General features: G+C 71.6%; 18 protein-coding genes and 1 pseudogene. 10 read left to right on the top strand and 9 right to left on the bottom strand.

The annotated features are described in order from the left end of the window. Nucleotides 1-24 precede the first annotated feature (24 nt). Together ACMYLB_RS04760 and ACMYLB_RS04755 are read right to left on the bottom strand one after the other, a co-directional pair. Nucleotides 25-549 carry a hypothetical protein gene (locus ACMYLB_RS04760; protein WP_415909817.1) on the bottom strand — a complete coding sequence of 175 codons (525 nt, stop codon included), beginning with the start codon at nt 547-549 and terminating at the stop codon, nt 25-27. A gap of 58 nt (nt 550-607) precedes the next feature. Further along, a complete protein-coding gene (locus tag ACMYLB_RS04755; RefSeq protein ID WP_415909816.1) occupies nt 608-1,180 on the bottom strand; it encodes a hypothetical protein in 573 nt (190 codons plus the stop codon). A 129-nt stretch (nt 1,181-1,309) separates the two neighbouring features. Between ACMYLB_RS04755 and ACMYLB_RS04750 the strand changes: the two genes are divergently transcribed. Next, the gene (locus ACMYLB_RS04750; protein ID WP_415909815.1) at nt 1,310-1,789 is read left to right on the top strand and encodes a PTS sugar transporter subunit IIA; all 480 of its coding nucleotides are present in this window, start codon (nt 1,310-1,312) and stop codon (nt 1,787-1,789) included. Nucleotides 1,790-1,832: 43 nt separating this feature from the next. On the opposite strand, the gene ACMYLB_RS04745 is transcribed toward ACMYLB_RS04750, so the two are convergent. Both ACMYLB_RS04745 and ACMYLB_RS04740 read right to left on the bottom strand, forming a co-directional pair. Continuing rightward, a complete protein-coding gene (locus tag ACMYLB_RS04745; RefSeq protein ID WP_415909814.1) occupies nt 1,833-2,273 on the bottom strand; it encodes a DUF2846 domain-containing protein in 441 nt (146 codons plus the stop codon). Between the two features lie 159 nt (nt 2,274-2,432). Further along, nucleotides 2,433-4,496 carry a S46 family peptidase gene (locus tag ACMYLB_RS04740; RefSeq protein WP_415909813.1) on the bottom strand — a complete coding sequence of 688 codons (2,064 nt, stop codon included), beginning with the start codon at nt 4,494-4,496 and terminating at the stop codon, nt 2,433-2,435. A gap of 147 nt (nt 4,497-4,643) precedes the next feature. On the opposite strand from ACMYLB_RS04740, the gene corA reads away from it, so the two are divergent. From corA to ACMYLB_RS04705, 7 genes are all read left to right on the top strand, one after another. Next, nucleotides 4,644-5,615: a magnesium/cobalt transporter CorA gene (corA, locus tag ACMYLB_RS04735; RefSeq protein WP_415909812.1), complete on the top strand. Its 972-nt coding sequence runs from the start codon at nt 4,644-4,646 to the stop codon at nt 5,613-5,615. A 216-nt stretch (nt 5,616-5,831) separates the two neighbouring features. Next, on the top strand, nt 5,832-7,121 hold the full coding sequence (locus ACMYLB_RS04730) for a M20/M25/M40 family metallo-hydrolase (RefSeq protein ID WP_415909811.1): 1,290 nt from the start codon (nt 5,832-5,834) through the stop codon (nt 7,119-7,121). Between the two features lie 10 nt (nt 7,122-7,131). Next, on the top strand, nt 7,132-8,364 hold the full coding sequence (locus tag ACMYLB_RS04725) for an MFS transporter (protein ID WP_415909810.1): 1,233 nt from the start codon (nt 7,132-7,134) through the stop codon (nt 8,362-8,364). A gap of 48 nt (nt 8,365-8,412) precedes the next feature. Next, nucleotides 8,413-8,844, top strand: coding sequence for a WecB/TagA/CpsF family glycosyltransferase (locus ACMYLB_RS04720; RefSeq protein WP_415909809.1), 432 nt, complete (start codon nt 8,413-8,415; stop codon nt 8,842-8,844). After that, complete coding sequence (locus tag ACMYLB_RS04715) at nt 8,757-9,131, top strand: WecB/TagA/CpsF family glycosyltransferase (RefSeq protein ID WP_415909808.1); 375 nt, start codon at nt 8,757-8,759, stop codon at nt 9,129-9,131. Before ACMYLB_RS04720 ends, ACMYLB_RS04715 begins: the two co-directional genes overlap by 88 nt. A gap of 124 nt (nt 9,132-9,255) precedes the next feature. Continuing rightward, complete coding sequence (locus ACMYLB_RS04710) at nt 9,256-10,029, top strand: ABC transporter ATP-binding protein (protein WP_415909807.1); 774 nt, start codon at nt 9,256-9,258, stop codon at nt 10,027-10,029. Beyond that, nucleotides 10,026-11,531 carry a hypothetical protein gene (locus ACMYLB_RS04705; protein WP_415909806.1) on the top strand — a complete coding sequence of 502 codons (1,506 nt, stop codon included), beginning with the start codon at nt 10,026-10,028 and terminating at the stop codon, nt 11,529-11,531. The genes ACMYLB_RS04710 and ACMYLB_RS04705 overlap by 4 nt, the downstream gene beginning before the upstream one ends. Here the strand turns inward: ACMYLB_RS04705 and ACMYLB_RS04700 are convergent. Further along, nucleotides 11,523-12,200: a 3'-5' exonuclease gene (locus tag ACMYLB_RS04700; RefSeq protein WP_415909805.1), complete on the bottom strand. Its 678-nt coding sequence runs from the start codon at nt 12,198-12,200 to the stop codon at nt 11,523-11,525. The genes ACMYLB_RS04705 and ACMYLB_RS04700 overlap by 9 nt on opposite strands. Nucleotides 12,201-12,405: 205 nt before the next feature. On the opposite strand from ACMYLB_RS04700, the gene hisN reads away from it, so the two are divergent. Further along, entirely contained in the window at nt 12,406-13,173 is a 768-nt protein-coding gene (gene hisN, locus ACMYLB_RS04695) for a histidinol-phosphatase (RefSeq protein ID WP_415909804.1), read from the top strand. Between the two features lie 126 nt (nt 13,174-13,299). On the opposite strand, the gene queF is transcribed toward hisN, so the two are convergent. The 3 genes and pseudogenes from queF to ACMYLB_RS04680 all read right to left on the bottom strand — a co-directional run. Next, nucleotides 13,300-13,662: a preQ(1) synthase gene (gene queF, locus ACMYLB_RS04690; protein ID WP_415911035.1), complete on the bottom strand. Its 363-nt coding sequence runs from the start codon at nt 13,660-13,662 to the stop codon at nt 13,300-13,302. 38 nt (nt 13,663-13,700) lie between these two features. Beyond that, on the bottom strand, nt 13,701-14,315 hold the full coding sequence (locus ACMYLB_RS04685) for an exosortase C-terminal domain/associated protein EpsI (RefSeq protein ID WP_415911034.1): 615 nt from the start codon (nt 14,313-14,315) through the stop codon (nt 13,701-13,703). 223 nt (nt 14,316-14,538) lie between these two features. Beyond that, nucleotides 14,539-15,396 (bottom strand): annotated as a pseudogene (locus tag ACMYLB_RS04680) (exosortase/archaeosortase family protein); the annotation flags it as partial. An 86-nt stretch (nt 15,397-15,482) separates the two neighbouring features. Between ACMYLB_RS04680 and ACMYLB_RS04675 the strand changes: the two are divergent. Beyond that, complete coding sequence (locus ACMYLB_RS04675; RefSeq protein ID WP_415909803.1) at nt 15,483-16,493, top strand: glycosyltransferase family 4 protein; 1,011 nt, start codon at nt 15,483-15,485, stop codon at nt 16,491-16,493. Here ACMYLB_RS04675 and ACMYLB_RS04670 read toward each other — a convergent pair. Then, nucleotides 16,490-17,182 carry a glycosyltransferase gene (locus ACMYLB_RS04670; RefSeq protein WP_415911033.1) on the bottom strand — a complete coding sequence of 231 codons (693 nt, stop codon included), beginning with the start codon at nt 17,180-17,182 and terminating at the stop codon, nt 16,490-16,492. The genes ACMYLB_RS04675 and ACMYLB_RS04670 overlap by 4 nt on opposite strands. Between the last annotated feature and the right edge of the window lie 686 nt (nt 17,183-17,868).

Here is a 17,868-nt window from a genome sequence, read left to right as displayed (position 1 = left end):
CTGCGCGCCGCCGCCTGCCGCCGCTCACTTCAGCTTCACCGGCTTCACCTTCACGCGTTCGCGCACGCCCTCGATCTCAAGCCAGTAGGCGCCCATCATGCCCGGATAGATCTTCACCGCCGGAGCATGGCGCTTGTCGTCGATGCGCTCGCCGCCGCCCGTCTGCTGCCAGATCTGACCGTTCTCGAGCTGGAACAGGGTCTTGCCGCTCCAGCCCTCGTAGTCGCCGGCCAGCCGCGTCACGATCGCCTCGGCCGCATCCGGCTTTTCCGCCGTCTCCTGCAGCGTCACCAGCGCGCGCAGCCAGCCCGGCCCGGCCACCTTGGCCTCCGGCTTCGACGCCGCCGGCGCCGGCACGGCCGCCGCCGCCTTCACGCCGGCCTCCCGCTCCGCGATCAGCTGCTCCAGGCGAGCCAGCTCCTCGGCGGTGAGCTTGTTCAGCCCCGCGGCGGCAAACTGGTCCGCCGGCAGATTCTTGAGGAAACCCTCCGCCGCCACCGCCGAGACGGCGGCGCACAGCGCGAGCAAAACGGCAACGAGCGACTTCATGGCCGCGCAGCATGCCCTTCTCCGGCGCCACCGCAACCGCGACGCGACCAATCCTGCCTTATTCGAGCTTAACCGGCTTCACCTTCACGCGAACCGCCGCCTCGGGGATCTGGAGCCAGAACACCCCCATCAGGCCCGGGCGGATCTTCACCACCGGACGCTCGTAGGTCGGACCGGCATAGGAATCGGCCTCGGTCATCTGCCAGACCTGCCCGTTTTCCAACGCGAAGGAGCGCTTGCCCCGGAACGTCGAGATCGATCCCGCCAGCCGGGTCTCGATCATCTCGAGCCCGTCGGGTTTCTCCTCCGCTTTCTTCAGGGTGATCAGCGCGCTCAGCCAGCTCGGCCCCTTCTTCGGCTCGGCCGCGGCTGCGTTCGCCGCCCGGCTCTCGGCCTCCTTCGCCTTCCCCTCGGCCGCCGCCACCTTCCGCTCGGCCTGCTGCTCCACCACGGCCACCGCGCCGGCCTTGTAGCGCTCGACCGCGGCCTTCAGCTTCGCCAGCTCCGCCGGGCTGAGCTTCTCCAGGCCGGCCGCCGCCTGCTCCTCCGCCGTCATCGTGCGCGTGAAATCCTGCGCCTGCACCGCCACCGCCAGCACGAGCGCGCCCAGCCAGATCATCGGTTTCTGCATGCGGCCTTTCTGCGCGCCACGCCCGGCGTCGCAACGCCGAAAAAATCCGCCCGCCCGCGTCCGCCGCGGCCACTCTCGCCTTGCCAACCCGCGGTGGCGGGAGTCTGTTTTCGTTCCTCCGCCCCGCTCATGGCGACCCGACTCTCCAAGCTCCTCGATCCCGCGCGCATCACGCTCGCCGTGCAAAGCACGAAGCGCACGAACGCCATCAATGAGGTGGCCAAGCTTCTCGAGTCGCACCCCGACGTCGCGAATTTCCAGGGTTTCTACAACGAGCTGCTCGCCCGCGAGCGCCTCGACACCACCTGCCTCGGCAACGAGATCGCGCTCCCGCACGCCCGCACCGAGCACGTGCGGAAGATCGTCCTCGCCGTCGGCCGCAGCACCGAGGGCGTGCTCTTCGAGAACAGCAACCAGACGGTGAAGCTGATGTTCGTGCTCGGCACGCCGAAGAACAACCCAACCGATTACCTCATCCTCGTCGGCGCGCTCTGCCGCCTGATCAAGGACGCCGCCTCGCGCGACGCGCTCATGGCCGCCCCCAGCCCCGAGGCCTTCATCGCCACGGTGCAGGAACTGGAGAACAAGATCCTCGGCCCGGAGAAATAAAAAAGGCGCGGCCGAAGCCGCGCCTGTCCTGCAAGGAAACCGGTTATTTCGTCGCGTATTGCAGCGCGGGCAAAACCGACTTGGCCTCGGCGTCGCTGGCGATCTTCAGCGCCGGACGGCCCGCCAGGACGCCCATTTCGACCCCGCACTCGACATAGTAGGTCTTGCCGGCCTCCACCTGGATCGTGCGCGAGGAGTCCGCCTCGGTCGACGCCACGAACGTGTGCGAGCCCGGATCGGCGTCGTAGAAGAAATAGGTGCCGTTGGCGATCGCCCCGATCACCTTGTTCGAGGGGCGCTCGGTGATGTCGTATGAAATCGCCGCGCCCATGAACTTCTTCTCCCGGTAGAAATAGACCAGGCCCTTGTCGGGCTTGGGCTCCGGATAGACATTGGTCGCCTGGCGCGTGACCGAGGCACAACCGACTTCGAGCAGCGCCGCAAACGCGGCGACCACGATGAGGACAATTTTCGAGTATTTCATTTCTTGGATCTGGCCCGTGGCGCGGGAAACTACGCGGCCAACAAGCCCGACGGGCGAAACGCGCGCAAGCCAGAACGCGGCTCGCGGCGCCCAAGAAAAAAGGCGCGGCCGAAGCCGCGCCGGGCGAATCGTGGCGCGCGCCGGACGGCGCGCGTGGCTTCATTTCTGTCCGAGCAGCTCGGCCACCACGGCGTCGGCGCCGTAGATCTTGCGCATGGCCTCGAGGATGCCGCGCACGTCCACGCTCACCGAGCGGGCCTGCGTCTCCGAGTAGGCGTAGTTCCAGACCAGGGTGTGGATGTTGCCGTCGAAGATGATGCCGACGAACTCGCCGTCGCGGTTGATCGTCGGGCTGCCGGAGTTGCCGCCGATGCTGTAGTTCGTGCTGATGAAGTTGAAGGGCGTGTCCAGCGCGAGGCGGTCCTTGGCCGCGACCCAGCTCGCGGGCAGGTCGAAGGGCGGCGTGAAGCCGCGCTCGGCCGCGCGGGTGTAGGTGCCGCCGATCTGGGTGTAGGCGGGGATCTTGCCGGCGGGCGTGGCGATGCCCTTCACCGCGCCGTAGGAGAGGCGGAGCGTGAACGTGGCGTCGGGCGAGGTCGTGTCGCCGTCCTTGGCGAAGCGGACCTGGGCGATGCGGGCGTGGGCCTGCTCCTTCACCTCGGTCTGCTGCTCGATCGTCTTGCGCGCGTCGCGGGCGAAGCCGTCGATGGCGCGGGCGAACTGGATCATCGGGTCGGCGCTGGCGGCGACCGCGGCGGCGTCCTGCGCGTAGAGCGCGCGGCGCACGGCGATGTCCTTGAGCTTGGTGCCGGCGACGAGCGCGGCGGCGCGCTGCGTGGGCGACTGGCCGTCGAGCGCGGCGACGACCGCGGGGTCGTTGGCGCCGAGCTCCATCGCCATGAGCGTGAGGAAGTGGGCGAGCTTCAGCTCCTCGAGGTCCTCGTAGATCGGCTTGGCGGAGAAGAGCGCGAACTCGAACGGCGCCTTGCGCGCGTCGCGGTAGTCGGAGAGGCGGTCGCCGTCGGCCTTCGGGCGCTCGGCGGTCGCGCGGAGCAGGTCGCGGGCGATCTTGAAGAGGTCGGAGTTGGCGTTGTAGGTCTCGAGGAAGGCGTAGCGCGTGGCGGTGCGGGCGATGACCTGCTGGGCGGCGGCGATCTTGTCCCAGGCGTCGGCGGCGCCGAGTGCGGGCTGGTCGGCGGCGAATTTCCTCAGCGCGTCCTCCTCGGCCTTCTTGGCGGCGATGAGCTGCGGGTCGAGCAGGCCGGCGATGCGGCCGTCCCAGACCTTGCGCGAGTTCTCGATGGTGCGGAGCTCGTCCTGCGCGCGGCGGGCGTTTTCCGGCGCGCTCTTGGAGTAGCTGTTGAGCAGCACCTCGCGGCTCTTCAGCCAGCGGAGCGAGTTGGCGAGCTGGACGTCGCGGGCGTATTCGAGCTCGGCCAGCGTGATCAGGCGCTGGGTCGAGCCGGGGTGGCCGGCGAGGAACACCAGGTCGCCCTCCTTCGTGCCGGCGGGGTTCCACTTGAGGAAGTGCTCCACTTTGGCCGGCTGGCCGTTTTCGTAGGCGCGGAAGATCGTCACATCGAGGTTGTAGCGGGGATACTCGAAGTTGTCCGGGTCGCCGCCGAAGAACGCCGCCTGCTCCTCGGGCGCGAAGACGAGGCGGACGTCGGTGTAGCGCTTGTAGCGGTAGAGGTGGTAGCGCGCGCCCTGGAAGAGCGTGACGATGTCGCTGCGCAGGCCGGTGGCGGCGAGCGACTCCTTCTCGATCGCGGCCTTGGCGGCGTTGCGGGCGGCCAGCGCCTCGGCGGGCGACATCCCCGGCTTCACGCCGGCGTTCACGCGGGCGGTGACGTCCTCGATCGACATCAGGACGTTGAGCTCGAGGTCGACGCACTTCAGCTCCTCGGCGCGGGACCGGGCGAGGTAGCCCTGCTTGAGCAGGTCGCGCTCCTTCGTGCTGAGCTTGTGCAGCGAGTCGATGCCGACGTGGTGGTTGGTGATGATGAGGCCGTCGGCCGAGGCGAAGGAACCGGAGCCGCCGTTGTTGAAGCGCACGGCGGATTTCTGCACGTGCTCGAGCCAGGCGGGGGTCGGCTCGAAGCCGTAGCGCTGCTTCAGCTCGGCCAGCGGCGGGGCGTTGAGCAGCCACATGCCGTCGTCGGCGCGGGCGGCGGTGGCGAGCAGCAGGGAGGTGACGATCAGGCGGGGAAACCGAAGTTGCATAAGCCGACCAGCAAACGCCCCGCCGCCGCCGCCTCAACCCCGATTTGGTCAACGGGCGTTTTTGCCCACGCGAACGGCGCATTTTCCGCGACGACTCCGCCGCGGGCTTGCCACCCCCGCCGCCGCGCGCACGATGCGGACGAGCGCATGATTCACTCGTTCATCTTCAGCGACGGCAAGCTGGCGGGCCGCGACCTCGAACTGGAGGCGCTGCGCCTCGTCCGCGCCGACAAGGGCCTCATCCTCTGGGTCGATCTCGACAACCCGACCGAGGACGAGATCAAGGCCATCCTCGAGGGCGTCTTCCAGTTCCACCCGCTCGCCATCGAGGACTGCGTCGCCCCGAGCGACCTGCCGAAGATCGAGGACTACGAGGACTACCTCTTCATGGTCACGCACGCGGTCGACTTCAACCGCAAGGACAAGTTCGCCACCACCGAGCTCGATATGTTCCTCGGCAAGGACTACCTCGTGACCTTCCACCGCCAGCCGCTGCGCTCGATCACGACGCTGCGCGAGCGCGCCGCGAAGAACACCACCCTCGCCCCCCGCGGCCCCGACCGCCTCGCCCACACCTGCCTCGACCTCATGATCGACAACTTCGCGCCCGTCCTCGACGAGCTGCGCAACGAGCTCGACGAGATCGAGGAGATCATGCTGCACAAGAGCACCTCCGAGTCCTTCATGCAGGAGATGCTCCACGCCCGGAAGGATTTCGCCAAGCTCCGCCAGATCGTCCGTCCGCAGCGCGACGTCATCGACCGCCTCGCCCGCGGCGAGACGAAGATGATCCGCAGCACGCTGCTCCCCTACTTCCGCGACCTGCGCGACAACCTCGTGCGCTTCGAGGACGCCGCCAACAGCTACCACGAGCGGCTGATGATGGCCTTCGACATCTACCTCAACAAAGCCCAGTTCGAGGCCAACGAGGGCATCAAGTTCCTCACCGCGCTCACCGCCATCACGCTCCCCGCCGTCCTCGTCGGCGGCTGGTATGGCATGAACTTCGAGCACATGCCCGAGCTGAAATCGCCGCACGGTTACCTCTGGGCCGGCGCCCTGACGCTCATCTCGACCGTCCTGATGTGGGTCTACCTGCGCAAGAAGCGCTGGATGTGACCGCTTGGGCGCGCCGGCCGCGGCGCCGCGCCCCCGACTGCGCCGCGCCGCGGCGCGCCCGACTGTTCCGCCGCGCCGCAATCCCCGCTTGCCTGCCCGGCGCCCGGCGCAAATCTGCCGCGATGCGCCTCCCCTGCTTCTCGCCGCCGCGCTCGCGACCACGCTCTGCGCCCAAGAAAAACCGCCGCCGCGCCCGCCGCCGATCCCGACGCGACGATGCTGCGCAAGATCTACGACGCCGCGCTCGTCGACAGCCCCGCCTACGAGAATCTCCGCACCCTCACCACGCGCTTCCCCGGCCGCCTCGCGGGCACCCCGGCCTACCACGGCGCCGAAGCCTGGGCCGAGGACGTCCTGAAGCAGCTCGGCTGCGACCGCACCGAGCTCCAGCAGACGCTCGTCCCGCACTGGGAACGCGGCGCCACCGAGTCCGTCCGCCTCGTCCGCCCCGGCGGCGCTTCCGCCGCCCTCTCCGCCGTCGCGCTCGGCGGCTCCGTCCCCACGCCCGCCGGCGGCCTCACCGCCCCCGTCGTCGAGCTCCACTCCCTCGAGGAACTCACGACCGCCGACGTGAAGGGCAAGATCGTCTTCTTCAACGGCGCCATGAACCCGCGCTACATCACCCCCGGCCTCGCCTACGGCGAATCCGGCCGGCAGCGCAACCAGGGCCCCGCCGCAGCCGCGAAGCACGGCGCCGTCGGCGTCCTCGTCCGTTCGCTCACCCACCGCCTCGACGACGTCCCGCACACCGGCGCCACCACTTACCTGCCCGACGTCCCGCGCATCCCGGCCGCCGCGCTCAGCACCGTCGCCGCCGACGCGCTCAGCGCCGCGCTGAAGGCCGAGCACTCGCTCCAGGTCGCCATGCAGATCCATTCCTCGTGGCACGACGACTGGCCCGCCGCCAACGTCATCGGCGAGCTCCGCGGCTCGGAGTCGCCCGAGAAAGTCATCCTCGTCGGCGGCCACCTCGACTGCTGGGACATCGCCCCCGGCGCCCACGACGACGGCGCCGGCGTCGTCCAGTCGATCGACGTCCTCCGCATCCTCAAGGCCGTCGGCTACACGCCGAAGCACACCGTCCGCTGCGTCCTCTTCGCCAACGAGGAAAACGGCCTTCGCGGCGCCACCAAATACGCCGAGGTCGCCGGCGAGAAGAAGGAAGTCCACCTCCTCGCCCTCGAGACCGACGGCGGCGGCTACGCCGCCCGCGGCTTCAACATCGGCAACGCCGCCGGCGACGCCCACCTCAAGGCCGCACGCTTCAAGCCGCTCTTCGAGCCCTACGGCGTCTTCATCTTCCAGGCCGGCCGCGGCGGCGCCGACGTCGGCCCCCTCATGGCCAAGGGCAACACCGTCGCCGGCCTCATCCCCGAGGCGCAGCGCTACTTCGACATCCACCACACGCGCGAGGACTCCATCGACAAGGTGAACCCGCGCGAGCTCGAGCTCGGCGCCGCCGCCATGGCCGCCCTCGTCTACCTCGTCGACCAGCACGGCCTGTGAGTCCCCGTCCGTGAACGCCCTCCTGCGCGACCCGCGCGCCCAGCGCCTCATCGCGGCCAACCTCACGTCGTCGATCGGCTCCGGCGTCACCATCATCGCCGTGCCGTGGCTGCTCGTGAACCGCCCCGGCGGCTCGCAGATCTACGGCTGGGCCACGGCGCTCACGACGCTGGCGATCTTCCTCTTCGCCCCCTACTACGGCGCCTGGGTCGACCGCCACTCGCGCAAGACCATGCTCCTGCTCGGCGAGCTCTTCGGCGCCACCGCCACGCTCGCGATGGCGCTCACCGGCTTCTTCCGCGGCGAATACGCCACCTGGCAGCTCGTCACCGTCTACTTCTGCGGCATGTTCTACTACACGCTGCACTTCCCGGCGAAGTTCGCTTTCATCCAGCAGATCTTCGGCCGCGCCCACTACCAGTCGCTCACCAGCGTGATGGAGATCCAGGGCCAGACCGCCTCGATGCTCGCCGGCGGCCTCGCCAGCCTGCTCCTCGACCACGTCAGCCTCACCGCCATCCTGCTCCTCGACGCCTCGACCTACGCCGTCAGCTTCGTCCTCCAGTCGACCATCCCCTACGCCGCCACGCACCAGACCGCCGAGTCGAGGAACGCGCCCGCGCCCAACGCCTGGCGCGCCGTCGGCGAGGCCTGGACCTGGCTGCGCGCCCGGCCCGCGCTCTCGACCTTCCTGCTCTGCTCCTTCGTGCCGTTCCTCGGCATCATGGTCGCCAACTACCTCTTCCCGATCTACGTCGCCGCGACCCTGCACGAGACGCCGGGCGTCTACGGCCGCGGCGAGATGATCTTCGCCCTCGGCGCCATCGGCGCGGGCGTGTGCGTGCCGTTTCTCACCGCGCGCTTCAATCACGCGCGCACCACCGTCGCCCTCGCCGGCGTCTTCCTCGTCGGCCTCGTGCTCCTCGCCGTCTGGCCGCGCACCCTGCCGTTCTACGCCGCCATGGTCTTCCTCGGCCTCGGCAACGCCGGCGTGCGGGTGGCGCGCAACGTCATCGTCCTCGAGGCCGTGCCCAACGCCCTCATGGGCCGCGTCCATGTCTTCTTCCTCGTGTTCGAGCGCTCGCTGCGGACGCTGCTCATCCTGCTCATGACCGCGCTGGTCGACACCCGCGGCGCGCCGCTCTGCTTCGCGCTCCTGCTGCTGGTCAACCTCGCCGCCTTCGCCGGCCTGCTCCGCTCGCGCGCCGCCGCCGAGGCCGCCCAGGCCGCGCCGGCGCACTGACCCACGCGCAGGTTGCCACGCGCGGCGCCGTCGCCCACGCTGCCGGCCGTGAACCCGCCCCCGCGCTTCAACGTCCTCGGCACCGGCGTGCACGCGCTCTCGCTGGACGAGGCGCGCGACCGTCTCGTCGCCGCGCGCGGGCAACGGCACCTCGGCTACGTCTGCTGCGCCACCGCCTACAACACCGACCTCGCGCGCGCCGACGCCGCCCTGCGCCGCGCCTACAACGCCGCGCTGCTCACCACGCCCGACGGCATGCCGCTCGTCTGGCTCGGCCGCTGGCACGGCCACCGCGGCATCACCCGCGTCTACGGCCCCGATCTCCTGCTGGCCACCTGCGACGCCGGCCGCGCGGCGGCCTCCGGCACTTCTTCTACGGCGGCGCGCCGGGCGTGGCGGAGCAGCTGCGCGCCGCGCTCACCGCGCGCTTCCCCGGCCTCGTCGTCGCCGGCACGTTCACGCCGCCCTTCCGCGAGCTGACCGCGGACGAGCTGGCCGCACTGCAGCGCCAGGTCGCCGCTGCCCGGCCCGACGTGCTCTGGGTCGGCCTGAGCACGCCGAAACAGGAGAAATTCATGGCCGCGACCTGGGACCGGCTCGAGGCGGGCGTGCTCGTCGGCGTCGGCGCCGCCTTCGACTTCCACTCCGGCCGCGTGCCCCAGGCGCCGCGCTGGATGCAGCGCGGCGGCCTCGAGTGGCTGCACCGCCTCGCCACCGAGCCCCGCCGCCTCTGGCGCCGCTACCTCGTGCACAACCCCTCTTCGTGATCCGGACCCTGGCCCAGCTCGCCGGCCTGCGCCGTTACCCGCTGGGGAGCGGGCCGGAGCGTTGACACGCCCGCGCGATCTTGCGGTGCTCACGCCCGTTCGCCCCGGGGCCGGGCGCGCGACGATGACGACACCCCCGCCCTCCTCCGACGCCGCGTGCGAACTGCGCGGCCTCACCAAGGTCTTCGGCCACCACCGCGCCGTCGACGGCCTCGACCTCCGCGTCGCCCGCGGCGAGTTCTACGCCTTCCTCGGTCCCAACGGCGCCGGCAAGACCACCACGCTGCGCATGACCGCCGGCCTGCTCGCGCCGACCGCGGGCCAGATCTTCCTCGGCGGCATCCCGCTGCGGGAACGCCCGGCCGACGCCAAGCGCGTGCTCGCCTACGTGCCCGACGAGCCCGTGCTCTACGGCAAGCTCCGCCCGCTCGAGCAGCTGGAGTTCGTCGCCGTGCTCTGGAACGTGCCCGCGCGCGAGGCCGCCCCGCGCGCCGAGGAACTCCTCCGGCAGTTCGACCTCTGGGACAAGCGCGGCGACTACATCGAGACCTTCTCGCGCGGCATGATGCAGAAGATGGCGCTCGCCGGCGCGCTCATCCACCGGCCGCAGGTCCTGCTGCTCGACGAGCCGCTGACCGGGCTCGACGCGCAGTCCGCGCGCTTCGTCAAGGACCTGCTCAACGACTTCGTCCGCGCCGGCCACACCGTCATCCTCACCACGCACATCCTCGAGGTGGCCGAGCGCATGGCGCAGCGCATCGGCATCATCCACCGCGGCCGGCTCGCCGCCGAGGGCACGCTCGAGGAACTCCGCGCCCGCTCCGGCCACGCCGGCGGCACGCTGGAGGACGTGTTCCTCGCCCTCACCCGCGACGCGACGCCGCCACCGCTGCCGTGAGGGCGACCCTGCATTGCTTCGGGCTGATCGTCCGCCATGACCTGCGTCTCGTCTGGCGCGGCTGGCTGGGCCGGTTCGGCGACACCTTCCTCAACGCCGGACTCCTGATCACGCTCTTCGTGCTCCTCCAGGTGCTCTTCGGCGTCGTGCTGACCCTGGTGCCGCGGGCGACGCTCGCGGCGGAGGCCGGCGCCTGGGCATTCGTCGCCGTCTTCATCTTCAGCAACGCCCTGACCAATATCCAGCTCGCGCGGCCGGACGGCCCGCTGCTGTTCTCGTCGCCGGTTTCGGCTAAGGCCGTGCTCGCCGCCCGCGTGGCCTCGCAGACGCTCGCCAGCATCAGCGGCGCGCTCTTCTTCGTCCTGCCGGCGGTGAACGTCTACGCGATCCGCTTCGGCCCGGGTTACCTGGCCGGCTACCTCGTGCTGCTGCTCCTCGGGCTCGCCGGCGCGACCGCGGCGATGGCCGCGACCCTTGCGCTCACCCGCCTGCTCGGCGCCCGGCGGGCGGTGAACGTCATCCGCGTAGCGGGCTTCGTGCTCGTCGCGCTCTTCATCGTCGCCCTGCGCCTGCCCGAGTATCGGCATTCGCCCGTCATCGCGCGCCTCACCGACTTCCTCGGCGAACTGGCTACGGGCGGGGCGATGCGCGGAGTCGCGTGCGCCGGCCAGGGCCAGCCGCTCCCGTTCGCCACGCTGCTGGTCACCGGGTTGCTCGCGACCGGCGGCATGACCGCCCTGCTGGGACGAACCTTCCTGAGCGGCGCGCAGCAGGAGCAGAACGAAAAACGCGCGCGGCCGTCGCCGCGCCCCCACCGCTGGGTCGGCTCGCTCCCCCGCGTGCTCTACGCGAAGGAGCTGCGGGTGCTCGCACGCGAGCCGGTGGCGTTCGCCCAGCTCCTGCCCACGCTCGCGAACCTGCTGCCGCTCCTCCTCATGTTCCGCAACCTCGGCTGGGCCATGCTCGCCCCGCTTTCCTGCGCACTGGCCCAGGTGCTGGTGCTGGCCCTGACGCCGCTGGTCGCGGGGGGCGACGAGGCCTGGGACCTGCTCCGCGGCAGCCCGGTCCCCGAGCTCACCGCGCGCCGGGTGAAGCTCGCCGCCGCCCTCACCCCGCCCCTGGCGGTCAGCGCGCTCATGAATCTCGCCCTCGCCGCGCTCGGGCATCCGCTGCTTGCCCTCGTCGCGTTCGTCGCCGCCCTGCCCGGGGCCCTCAGCTGCGGCTGGCTGCTCGCCGCCAGGATCGCGCCCACCGCCAAAAGCGGCCTGGTCAAGGGCGCCAAGCATCAGGCCAACGTCGGCCAGACCTTCCTCGGTTTCGCCCTCATCGGGCTCGCCAGCGGCGGCCTCTGGGCGCTCGTCGCCGGCAAGCCGCTGCTGGGCGCCGGCCTCATCGGCGGCAACTGGCTGGCCGCATTGCTCATCTTCGGCTTCACCTCCCTGCGGGAGACGCCCGACTGGAAATTCGAGGCGCTGCGCTCGGCCGCGCCGGCGTCAAAATAGGTCGCCCTGCTGCAGCGCCCCGCGACGCCCGGGGTCGAGCGTGCTCGCCTGCAGCAGCCACGGCAGCGTCGCGCCCGCGAACTCCGGCCGCCGCAGCAGCGCGAGCAGCAGCAGCGCCCCCGCCAACGCGTCGTAGAGCGCCGCGTGGTAGCGGCGGCGGTGCGGCGGGCAGTGCGCGGCCGCGAGCGCGTCGAGCTCGGCCTGCCGGCCCGCCGCCGCGACGAGCCGCTCGAGCTTGGCCTCGGCGAGCTGCGGGAACGCCTGCGGATACAGCCGGCCGGTGTCGATCCACGGCCCCCACTCGTGTGCGTCCCGACCCGGCCGGGCGAAGTCCGGCGCGGTGCGCGGATACGGCCAGACGGACTTCAGGAGCGAGTTCTCCGCGTTGGCGAAATGCGCCGCCAGCGGCCCGCGCTCGCGCAGCGCGGCGAAAAATTCCCACTCGTGCGCGAAAGGCAGCTCGCCCTGCACCGACTCCGCGCGCAGGCCGTGCACCGCCGTGTCCTCGGCCGACACCCGGCCCGTGGCCGCGCAGGTGCGCGTGCGCGTGGCGGCGATCGTCCCGCCCTGCAGCGTCACGACGCCGAACTCGAGGATGCCCGACGTGCGGTTGCCCTCGAAGTCGATGAAGTGAATCGGCGTGTCGGCCCAAGTGCCCACGGAACACACGGAATACACGGAAGGAACCGAACCCCAGACTTTTTTCGCGGCGGACTTCATCCGACCGAGCCTGGGGGCCACGAAAACCCGCATTGCCCGCAAGCTCTGCCGCGTCTCGTGGGCGCTCCTCCGCATCGACGGCCGGATCCTGTGACGAAGTTCGGTGAGAATTTTCCGTGTCTTCCGTGTGTTCCGTGGGCCAATCTCCCCCCCGATGCACCTCGCCGCCGAACGCACCTTCCTCGTCGAGCTCGCCCGCGCCAGCGGCGACTTCATCCGGCCGCTCTTCGGCCGGCACGACGTCGCCGTCGAGCTGAAGGGCGACCTCACGCCCGTCACCGCCGCCGACCGGGGCGCGGAGGAGCTGCTGCGCCGGATGATCCGGGAGCGCTTCCCCGCCCACGGCATCCTCGGCGAGGAGTTCGGTCCGGAACGCACCGACGCGGAGTTCGTCTGGGTGCTCGATCCGGTCGACGGCACGAAGTCCTTCGTCACCGGCGTGCCGCTCTTCGGCACGCTCATCGCCCTCCTGCACCACGGCCAGCCCGTGCTCGGCTGCATCCACCAGCCCATTCTCAACCAGCTCGTGATCGGCGACGGCGAGACGACCACGCTCAACGGCACGCCCGTGCGCTGCCGCGACACGCGCGCGCTCGCCGACGCCACGCTGCTGACCTGCGACTGGGTCAACCCCGCGATCCACCAAGACGGTCCCGCCTTCGACCGCCTCTCGCGCACGGTGAAGCTCGCGCGCACCTGGGGCGACGCCTACGCCTATCTCCTGCTCGCCACCGGCTGGGCCGACGTCGTGGTCGACCCGATCATGAACCCCTGGGACATCGCCGCGCTCGTGCCCGTCATCCGCGGCGCCGGCGGCGTCATCACCGACTGGCAGGGCGGCGCGCCGTATCCCGCGACCTCGACGATCGCCGCGGCCACGCCCGCGCTGCACGCCGCGACCCTCGCCGCCCTGCGGCCTTGAGAAAGACGCCGCCGCGCGCCAGGCCTGCACTCCGGCCGCGGGGCGGTGCGGGAGCCGCCGCATTGCGTCCTCCGAAAGCCAAAACGGCGCCCCGCGGGGCACCGTGATTTTTTCGACTCGGTGCGCTCAGCGCTTCCGCTTCGCCGGCTTCCACTCCGCCGTGATGCGCGAGCTGAAGCCGCCGCGCGCCTTCCAGTTCGCGATGATCGTCAGGCTGCGCGGCCGGAGCGCGGCGCCGAGCTCGTCGCAGATCTTGTTCGTCGCCGCCTCGAAGAAGATGCCCTCGTTGCGGTAGGCGTGAAAATAGAGCTTCAGCGACTTCAGCTCGACGCACTTCTTGTCCGCCACGTAGCGCACGGTGATGTCGGCGAAGTCGGGATGACCGGTCATCGGGCACACCGAGGTGAACTCATGGTGCGTGTGCTCGATAAGGAAGTCGCGGTGCGGCGCGGGATTCGGGAAGGTCTCGAGGATTTTCGGATCGGCCATGCCGCGAAGCTGTAAGCATCCCGCCCCCGGCTTAAAGCCTAAAGCTGACCCGGGGCCTGAAACGCCGGCAGCGTCCCGGCCAGCACCTCGTCGATGCGCCGCAGCGCGGCCGCCTCGCCGTCGAGCGCGTGCGTCTGCATCAGCACGTAGGCCCAGCGGTGCGCCTGCAGGTGGCGCAGCCGGTCGAGCGAAGTGTAGAAGACGCGCTCCCAGTGCGAGGCCACGATCCGGTCCGCCCCCACGAACCAGTAGACGAGCAGCGCGGGCACCCGCACGACCTCGCCGCGCGGGCCCGTCACCTCGCGCTCGATCTGGAGCACCGTCGCGGGAAACCGCCTGCCGCCGACCACGAATTCGTGCGTGCTGCGCCCGCGGATGGTCCAGCCCTGGCCGACGAGGCAGATCTCCGGCCGGTGGATCGACGTGCGGTCGCGCCCGCTCAGCACGATGGACAGGAAGACCGATTGCCGGCGGTCGCGCAGCGAGACGTAGTTCTTCCGCGAATAGCCGGTGTCCGGCGGCAACACCTCGCGTTCCACCGCGCTCACCGGCGCGTTCTGCCCGACCCAGTCGATGCCGAGATGGTCGGGCAGCGCCACCGGGTTCACCCCGTCCGTCGCCAGGCGCACGCCTGTGCGCGGGCTGACCTGCACGCGATCGAGCGCTCGCGTCGCGAGCGCCACGCCCGCCGCAGCCAGCGCCACCGCCGCGGCGATCCGCCACGCCGCCGCCGAACCCAACCGGTTGCCGGCCGGATTCGCCTCGCGCGCCGCGGCGCCGCTTTCGGCGGCGTTCGCTCCTTCCTCCCCGCTGCAGCAGCGCGACGGTCAGCTGCACCAATCCCAGCACGATCACGAAAACCACCGGTCCGAACCACTCGTGCACGAACGCGCCGGCGCGCTGCCCCTGCCACTCGGCCGCGACGATGATCGCGAGGATGCGCACGACATTGCCGACGAAGGCGTAGGGCAGCGCCAGCAGCCCGATCAGGCCGCGCGCCCACCACGACCGGAAGCTGAGGTAGCCGAGCAGCAGCGACAGCGCGGACAGCGCCATCAGCGACCGGATGCCCGAGCAGGCCGCCGCGACGTCATAGGAATAGGCGCCGTCGGGCGAGAGCAGCTGCGTGCCGTTGCGGATCACGGCGCAGCCGCCGGCGCGCGCCACGTGATAGGCCACGTCGGTCACGCCCACGCGCAGGAAGAAGCCGACCGTGTCGAGCACGTTGAGCGGCAGCGCGAACAGCATGAACCCGAGCGGGAAAGCCGCCGCGCGCCGCCAGCGCGCGCCGCCGCCCAGGGCCAGCGCGCCCCAGGTGAACAGCAGCAGCGCCGCGATCGAGAGCCGCGCCTGCTGCATCGCATAGCCGAGCAGGTGCAGCGCCAGTCCGCCGAGCAGCGCCGCCAGCGGCGCGCCCCACGGCCGACGGGAAGCACCGGCCGCGTCGTCGGGGCCTTCCCCGCCCCGCCTTCCACCGCCGGCATTCCGGAGATTCCGCCAGAGCAGCCACGCGCTCACGCCGAGGATGAGCCAGCCGTGCTCGCTCTCCGCCCGCGGATCGAGCCACTGCGAACTCCACCACCAGAACAGCGACGTCGTGTCGATGTAGCCGCGCGTGCTGTTGCCGCAAAACTGGAAGACCGCCGCCCCCGCGAGCGCGCACGCCGCGGCCGCCAGCCACGACGGCGACAGGGCGGGGATTTTGCGGCTGGCTTGCTCACTCGGAGCCCGCATCATTCGCGCTCCCGCCCCGATTCCAAGCTGAAGATGAAGCTCCTCGTCCTCGCCCAGACTCCCCGCCGCTCCACGGCCAGAGCCTGATGGTCGAGACCGCGGTGCGGGGCCTGCCTGAGCACGGCATCGAGCTCTGCCACGTCAACCTGCGCCTCTCGCGCAGCCACGCCGACATCGGCGGCTGGCGGCCGGGCAAGCTGCTCGCGGTGCTCGACGCCTGCGGCCACGCCCTCGCCGCGCGCTTCACTGCGCGCTGCGACACGCTCTACTACGTGCCCGCGCCCGCCAAGCGCGGCGCGCTCTACCGCGACTGGCTCGTGCTGGCGCTCTGCCGCCCGTTCTTCCCGCGCCTCGTGCTCCACTTCCACAACGGCGGCCTGGGGGAATGGCTGCGCGCGGGGCTGACCGCGCCCGAGCGCGCCCTCACGCAGCGCCTGCTCGGCGGCGCCGATCTCGCCCTCGTGCTCACGCCCGCCCTGCGCGCGGACGCCGACGCCCTCGGCGCGCGCCGCGTCGCCGTCGTGCCCAACGGCCTCGCCGCTCCGGCGCCGGCGTCCGGCCCGGCCCGCGATCCCGGCCTCGTCCTCTTCCTCGGCCAGGTGTCCGCCGCCAAGGGCGCGCTCGACCTTCTCGCCGCCGTGCGCCGCCTGCGCGCAGACGGACGGGACGTGCGCGTCGTCTTCGCCGGCGCCGCGGACGCGGATGTCGCCGCCGCCCTCGCCGCCGCGCGCGCCGAGGATCCCGACTGCGGCGAACTCGCCGGCTTCGTCGGACCGGCGGCGAAGGCCGCGCTGCTGGCGCGCTGCGCCTGCCTCGCCCTGCCGACGCGCTACGCGCACGAGGCCCAGCCGCTGGTGCTGCTCGAGGCGTTCGCCGCCGACCGCCCGGTCGTCGCCACCCGCTGGCGCGGCATCGCGGACACGGTGCCGGATCCGGCGGCGCTGGTCGCCCCCGGGGACGTGACCGCGCTCGCCGCCGCCCTGCGGCGGACCCTCGACGCGCCACCGCCCACCGGGGAAATGCGCCGGTGGTTCGAGAGCCGCTTCACCCGCGAAAGGCACCTCGCCGCGCTGGCGGACGCCCTCCGCTCCGTCTAGCCGCGCAACAGGCGCGGGGCGAAGCGCGTGACGAACCCCAGTGGCAGGGCGTCGGCCCAGCGCCGGCGCGGCCGCGGCTGGCGGGCGACCGGCGGCAAGCCTGCGATCCGCGCCAGAAATTCCGCGGTCGCCGCGACGTGCTGCGCCGGCGCGTGCGCCTGGACGAGCGCACGCGCACGCGCGCTGAGCTGCTGCAGCTCCGGCGCCGGCCACGCGAAAACCTCTGCGACGGCCGCCGCCGCCGCCACGACGTCGCCGGCGGGATAGTGGCAGCGCGCGTCGACCCGCGGCGCGTGGATGTCGCCCCAGCTGCCGCCGTGCGCGGGGTAGAACGGAATGGCGCCTGCCGACATCGCCTCCAGAAGCGCGATGGGCCCGGCTTCGTGATCGCTGAAATACACCGCGCCGTGCCATCCGCCCAGCACGCGGATCATCGCCTCCCGCGGCAGCCAGCCGTGGAATTTCACGCGCCCGCCCAACCGCCGCCGCAAAGTCGCGCCGTAGGAACCCTCGCCGAGCACCTCGAAGCGGCACTCCACGCCCCGGCGCGCCAGCGCGTCCAGGAACGGCTCCAGGCGATCGAGCCGCTTCTGCGCGCGCTCGAGCCGGCCGGCGTAGCCGAGGACGAGCGGGCGCGCGCCGAAATCGCGCGCGGGCGCCGGCAGCTGCTCCACCGGGATGCCGATCATCGCCCGGCGCGCGTCCTCCAGTTCCGGAAAGCCCGTGCGGCAGAACGCGTCGAGCGACGGCACGATGCCGGCCACGCCGTCGACGCACCCGCGAAACGCCGGCAGGTCCGGCGCGTGGTAGGCGGGGTCGGCGTGCAGGAACACGACCCGGCGCGCCGCCCGCTCAAGCGGCGCCAGCAGCGGAAAGCCCCAGCCGTTGTGCCAGACGACGACCTGGCCGGCGTGCGGCGCCAGCGCGGTGGCGAAGCGCCGGCGCATCGTCCCGAGCGTCGTGTGCCAGCGGAGGTCGAGGTTCGCATAGCCGGCGCGCGTGGCCGGGTGGCGGTCGAAGAGCGCGACGAACGACTGCCGGCCCGGCAGCCCGGCGTAGAGCGCCAGCAGCGTCTCGATGCCGCCCCGCGCCTGCACGCGCGGCGCGACGTGCACGACCGACAGGCCGTCGCTCATCGGCGCGCCTCCGTGGATCGCGGCGGGGACGGGCGGAAGGCGGAAGGGCACGGGAAGGGCGGGCGCACGGCGGAGCTTGGACTGGATTTCATCGCGCGGAGCAAGCTTGGCCCGGCCCGGATTTGCCTGCAATGCTCCGGCGCCGTGGAATTCACCCGCCGCGACTTTCGCGCCCACCTGCTGCCCATCCTGCTCGGCCAATGCGCCGGGCTGGGCCTGGGCGTGCTCGGCGTGCGCCT

It is taken from the genome of Oleiharenicola sp. Vm1, assembly GCF_047777955.1.
GTDB lineage: Bacteria > Verrucomicrobiota > Verrucomicrobiia > Opitutales > Opitutaceae > Didemnitutus.
The sequence above is the reverse complement of the archived record's forward strand: the minus strand, read 5'-3'. Positions and strand labels throughout refer to the sequence as shown.

What these genes read in the sequence shown, in the direction of transcription:
- ACMYLB_RS04675 (WP_415909803.1), top strand. Translation starts at nt 15,483, where the DNA reads ATGGTCGAGACCGCGGTGCGGGGCCTGCCTGAGCACGGCATCGAGCTC.
- ACMYLB_RS04710 (WP_415909807.1), top strand. Translation starts at nt 9,256, where the DNA reads ATGACGACACCCCCGCCCTCCTCCGACGCCGCGTGCGAACTGCGCGGC.
- ACMYLB_RS04750 (WP_415909815.1), top strand. Translation starts at nt 1,310, where the DNA reads ATGGCGACCCGACTCTCCAAGCTCCTCGATCCCGCGCGCATCACGCTC.
- ACMYLB_RS04730 (WP_415909811.1), top strand. Translation starts at nt 5,832, where the DNA reads ATGCTGCGCAAGATCTACGACGCCGCGCTCGTCGACAGCCCCGCCTAC.
- ACMYLB_RS04760 (WP_415909817.1), bottom strand. Translation starts at nt 549, where the DNA reads ATGAAGTCGCTCGTTGCCGTTTTGCTCGCGCTGTGCGCCGCCGTCTCG.
- hisN (WP_415909804.1), top strand. Translation starts at nt 12,406, where the DNA reads ATGCACCTCGCCGCCGAACGCACCTTCCTCGTCGAGCTCGCCCGCGCC.
- ACMYLB_RS04740 (WP_415909813.1), bottom strand. Translation starts at nt 4,496, where the DNA reads ATGCAACTTCGGTTTCCCCGCCTGATCGTCACCTCCCTGCTGCTCGCC.
- corA (WP_415909812.1), top strand. Translation starts at nt 4,644, where the DNA reads ATGATTCACTCGTTCATCTTCAGCGACGGCAAGCTGGCGGGCCGCGAC.
- ACMYLB_RS04745 (WP_415909814.1), bottom strand. Translation starts at nt 2,273, where the DNA reads ATGAAATACTCGAAAATTGTCCTCATCGTGGTCGCCGCGTTTGCGGCG.
- queF (WP_415911035.1), bottom strand. Translation starts at nt 13,662, where the DNA reads ATGGCCGATCCGAAAATCCTCGAGACCTTCCCGAATCCCGCGCCGCAC.
- ACMYLB_RS04670 (WP_415911033.1), bottom strand. Translation starts at nt 17,182, where the DNA reads ATGATCGGCATCCCGGTGGAGCAGCTGCCGGCGCCCGCGCGCGATTTC.
- ACMYLB_RS04755 (WP_415909816.1), bottom strand. Translation starts at nt 1,180, where the DNA reads ATGCAGAAACCGATGATCTGGCTGGGCGCGCTCGTGCTGGCGGTGGCG.